Genomic DNA, 4604 nt, shown 5'->3' on the forward strand with positions numbered 1-4604 from the left:
GCGACGCCACGCCGCGTGAACACGTTCCGCGCCAACCGGCGCGAGACCCGCGAGGCACGGGCGGCGCATCTGCCTTACCGAGCCTGTACGCAGCCCGAGGGGCCCGGACCGAATCCGATTCGGTCCGGGCCCTTCGGGCTTTCCCACGGCAGCGCCCTCGGGGCTTCACTCGGCTCCACTCGGCCGGTCAGAGCCGCTCGTACACCGTCACCCGCCGGCCGCGGTCCTGCTCGTCCGCCACCACTGTGAAGCACTGCTTCAGGACGGCGACCTTCTCCTTGTCCCGTTCCGGCGACACCGGCCGGGCCACCTGGGGCGTATCGGTGATCAGCGTGATCCGCCGCTGCGAAAGCATCGCGGTCCGTATGCGCTCCGGACTCGCCTCCTCACCCTTCAGCGTCCCGGACGCCACCGGACTCTCCGCCAGCGCGATGTCCCGCAGACCGGCGAACGCGGCGGGGGAAACCAGCGCGGTATCGCGCCGGGCCGCCGGAACGAAGACAACCGTGTCGCCGTCCTTCTTGAGGCGCCGCACGTCCGCGGCCACCGCCAGGACATCGTCCACGCGGCTGGCCGGGGACCGCTTGGCAGCGACTGCGGCAACACCGCGATGACGGCCGCGGCGACCACGGCCGGCACCAGCCATCGTGGCGCCCGAGGGGATTTCGGCTCGATCATCCATGCAACCGCACCCGCTGCCGCGCCGATCAGCAGGGCCAGGCCCAGCATGCTGAGCGGCCCGGACGACCGGCCCGGCGACGGACGCTGATCCCACGCCCTGTGCGGCACGTCCTGATCGTGTCGAGGCCCGGATGCCCCCCGCATCCGGGCCTCGCCCGTTGCACGCGCCGCGCCCTCACCCGCTGCATGCGGGCGCCGGTACGTCGCGCGGGACGTCCGGGTCGAGCAGGCCGAGCCGCTGCGCGTGCAGCACGGCGCTGAGACGGTCCGGAGCCTCCAGCTTCCGGTAGATGCTCTGCAGATGCTTGTGCACGGTCCGCACCGACACGTGCAGTCGACGGCCGATGGTCTGCGCGGGCAGGCCCTCGGCGAGCAGCCGCAGGACCGCGGTCTCGCGCGGGGTGAGGCCGAGGTCGGACGTCCGTGCGCCGGCCGGGCATGCCGCACCGCGGTCTCCGCCCGACATGCCAGGTGCCGCGTGGCCGCTGAGCAGTTCGTGCTGGGCCGCGGCCGCGCGCAGCAGCGGCTGGACGGCCACCGCGTACCGCAGGGCCCGCTCGTCGAAGTCCGGGCCGGCGCGGTGGATCAGGAAACCCCGCACCGGCCGGCTCCGGCCGGGCAGGGGCAGGCCCAGCATGTGATCGGTCCCAAGGCACTGGCGGAGGACGCTCGCGGTCTCGCTGTTCCGCCACCGGGCGCCGGTGAGCTGGGCCGCTGTGCGGGGTGCGCGGTCCTGCACGGTGCCGTAGTGCCCGGCGAAGGGGTAGCCCTCGCGGATGAGGCGTACGGCCCGGCGCGAGGGAACCTCCGCCGCGCTGCCCTCGCCTCTTCGCCACGCCCGCACGGGCCCGTCGTCCGCGGCCCACTCGGAGTCCTTGGCGACCACCACCTCGCCGCCGAGCGCGCGCATCAGTTCCTCCGCCACAGCACGCCACAGATGATCCGGGTCCCTGGTCTCCAGAAGACTCACGGCGAGTTCCAGCATGCGTGCGTAGTCGTTTACTGCCGGGTCGGACATCCCTCTGCCTTTCGCGTCCCCCTGCCTGGGCAGAGGGCACCACGCGGCGATCGAGCGTGGCGTACGGATCAGCTTGCCGTAGCGGAGCGGACCGTGGCCAGCGGATGTCCGGCCGTCAATACGCAGTTGTCCCCATGGCGAGGGTGAGCCGGCTCGGCGATAGTTCTGGCGGGGTCGGCGCGCCGGCGGTCCGCCACGGGGGTTCGGACCGAAGGCGGCAGGCCTCGCCCCGCGACCGGAGATGTGCGGTTCGCCGCCTCCGGCGACTCGTCGGTGCCGCCCGCGGCGTCGACCGGGGGCGGACAGACTCGTTCCCAGCGGCGAGAACTCCCCGTCGCGGTGGCCGTAGCCGTCGCCACGGGACGCCCTCGCCCCTCGCCCCCATGAGCCGGGGGACGAGGGGCGAGCGGCGAGCGGCGATGTGACGGGCTACGACGCCGACGGCTGGAAGGACTTCGCCGCCTCCGACGCCGTCCCCGGCCGGACCACCTTCAGGCCGCCCGGCACGGACTTGTCCGGCTTCATGATGAAGCTCTCACGGGTGGACGGCGCCGCCGGGTCCGAGAGGTCGTGGGTGATGCCGAAGTCGCTCTTGTACGCGTTGAGCGTCAGCAGCGCCTTGTCGACGCCCTCCCGCGTCAGATCCTTGTCGGCGCACGCCTTCTTCAGCGCCTCGCCGAAGACCGTCGCCGCCGTGTAGCCGGCGACCACACCGTTGTCGAGGCCGTCCTTCGGGTACTCGGCCGCGTACTCCTTGGCCAGCTTCGACGGCCCGGGCTCCGGCGCGCCGATCGGGAGCGTGGAGGAGGCGATGTAGAAGTCCTTGGCGAGCGCCGGACCCGCCGGCGTCGCCAGCAGCTGAGGCGCGAACGCGGAGTTGTTGCCGACGATCGGGACGTTGAAGCCGCCCGCCGCCGCCACACCGGCCAGGGACGCCGCCTGCCGGGGACCCGCGCTGAGCAGGATCGCCTTGACGCCCGCCTTCTTCAGGGCCGCGACCTGCGCCGACATGTCGTTGTCCGTCGGCTTGATCTTCTGCTCCACGACCGTGAGGCCCGCCTTCTGGGCCGCGTACTTGGAGCCGGCCAGCGCGTTCTCGCCGTAGTCGCCCTCGAAGAAGACGTGACCGATCTTGTCGCCCTTGGCGATGCGCTTCTCGGCGAGGAGGTAGTCGACGGCGTTGATCGTCTCGACGTCGTACGTGGCGCCGAGGACCCGGACGTACGGGCTGCCCAGCAGGTTCGCGGACCACGCCTGGGGCAGTACGAGCCCCTTGTCCTGGCCGTTGACACGCTCCTTGACGGCCGCGACGAACGGCGAGCCGATGAACTGCGCGAAGCCGAGCACCTTCGGCTCCAGCTCGGTGTAGCCGGCGACGGCCTTCTGCGGGTCGTAGCCGTGGTCACGGACCGTCAGCTCGATCTGCCGGTCGCAGATGCCGCCGGCCGCGTTGGTCTGCTTGGCCCACAGCTGCTGGGCCTGGGTGACGCTCTTGCCGAGGGACGCGTACACGCCCGTCATGTCGGTGAGCACACCGAGCGTGATCGCCTTGTCGGTGACCCCCTTGTCGGTCTTGACTCCCCCGGCGCCGTTGGTGTCACCGTCGCCGCTGGTGGCCTTGCTGCTGCAACCGGCCGTCACCGTCAGCGCGAGGACGGCGAGGACCGCCGCGTACGTTCTTGACTTCATTTCTTCTCCCGAGGGGACGGAACGAGGCGGGTGAGTCCGCCGGGCAGGAACAGCACGACCGCGACGACAGCCGCGCCGTACAGATAGCGGGAGGCCTCCCCGGGGGACACGCCGCCGGTGCCCGGTGCGGAGACCAGGGGCAGGGCGTCGCTCCAGCGGGTGAGGACCTGGGGGAGCAGCGAGACGAAGATCGCGCCGACGACGGCTCCCGCGACCGAGCCGAGACCGCCGATGACGATCATGGCCAGGTACTCGAGGGACAGGATCATGCCGAAGTACTCCGGCACGGTCCGCTGGAAGATCAGGGCCAGCAGGACGCCGGCGAGACCCGCGTACATCGAGGACAGGACGAAGACGGCGGCCCGGTAGCGGGCGACCGGCACGCCCATCACGCCGGCGGCGATGCGGTGGTCCCGCAGGGCGTTCATCGCCCTGCCGGGCCGGCCGCGGAGCACTCCGCGGGCGAAGAGGCCGCACACCAGGAGGGCGACGAGCGCGGCGTACCAGAGCTTCTCCATGGACTGGAACGGGACGGCGGCGACGAGGAGCTCGCTGTCGTCGAACTCGAATCCGAAGAGGGAGAGCGGGGGTACGGCGCGGCCGTTGAAACCGCCGGTCAGGTCACGGGCGTTGAACAGCACATGCTGGCCGACGAAGATCAGCGCGAGCGTGGCGATACCGAGGTACGCCCCGCGCAGCCGGCCGGCGATGGGGCTGAACACCCCGCCCGCCAGGCCCGCGAGGAGTACCGCGAGCACGGCCGCCAGCCACGTCGGCAGGCCGAGACCGGCCAGCTCGTGGCCGCTCTCCACGTCGTTGCCGCCGGCCAGGACGCAGTAACCGTACGCGCCGATGGCCAAGAAGAAGGCGTGCCCCATGGAGAGCTGCCCCGTCGCGCCGGTGAGCAGGTTGATGCCGATGGCGCCGATGGCGGCCGCCATGGCGAAGAGGCCTGCCTGGAGCCAGAAGCGGTCGAGATAGAAGGGCAGCGCGAGGAGCAGGAGCGACAGGGCGCACCAGAGGTACGCGCGGGGGCGCCGCCATGGCGGCCCCTGCCGTACGCCGGTCACCCGGCCGGGAGGAGCGGCCTCGGACGCGGCCTTCGCGGGCTCCGTACCGCCGGGCGGTACGGGAGCGGCGTCGGCGGTCTTCACCGGCGCGGCGGCCTCTCCCGACGGGGCGGGAACGGACGGCTTCGCGGCCTCTCCCGACGGGG

General features: G+C 72.2%; 4 protein-coding genes. All 4 read right to left on the reverse strand.

The genetic code is table 11. The annotated features are described in order from the left end of the window. Positions 1 to 187: 187 nt before the first annotated feature. A complete protein-coding gene (locus tag ACWGH4_RS31685) occupies positions 188 to 565 on the reverse strand; it encodes a hypothetical protein (RefSeq protein WP_453466953.1) in 378 nt (125 codons plus the stop codon). A gap of 291 nt (positions 566 to 856) precedes the next feature. Then, positions 857 to 1699 (reverse strand): response regulator transcription factor, encoded by an 843-nt coding sequence (locus tag ACWGH4_RS31690; protein ID WP_453466955.1) that lies wholly within the window; start codon positions 1697 to 1699, stop codon positions 857 to 859. A 429-nt stretch (positions 1700 to 2128) separates the two neighbouring features. Then, positions 2129 to 3388, reverse strand: a complete 1260-nt coding sequence (locus tag ACWGH4_RS31695) for an ABC transporter substrate-binding protein (protein WP_453466957.1) — start codon at positions 3386 to 3388, stop codon at positions 2129 to 2131. After that, positions 3385 to 4458, reverse strand: coding sequence for an ABC transporter permease subunit (locus ACWGH4_RS31700; protein ID WP_441261967.1), 1074 nt, complete (start codon positions 4456 to 4458; stop codon positions 3385 to 3387). The genes ACWGH4_RS31695 and ACWGH4_RS31700 overlap by 4 nt, the downstream gene beginning before the upstream one ends. Positions 4459 to 4604 lie beyond the last annotated feature (146 nt).

This window comes from Streptomyces sp. NPDC054847, assembly GCF_053610925.1.

What these genes read in the sequence shown, in the direction of transcription:
- ACWGH4_RS31690 (WP_453466955.1), bottom strand. Translation starts at nt 1,699, where the DNA reads ATGTCCGACCCGGCAGTAAACGACTACGCACGCATGCTGGAACTCGCC.
- ACWGH4_RS31695 (WP_453466957.1), bottom strand. Translation starts at nt 3,388, where the DNA reads ATGAAGTCAAGAACGTACGCGGCGGTCCTCGCCGTCCTCGCGCTGACG.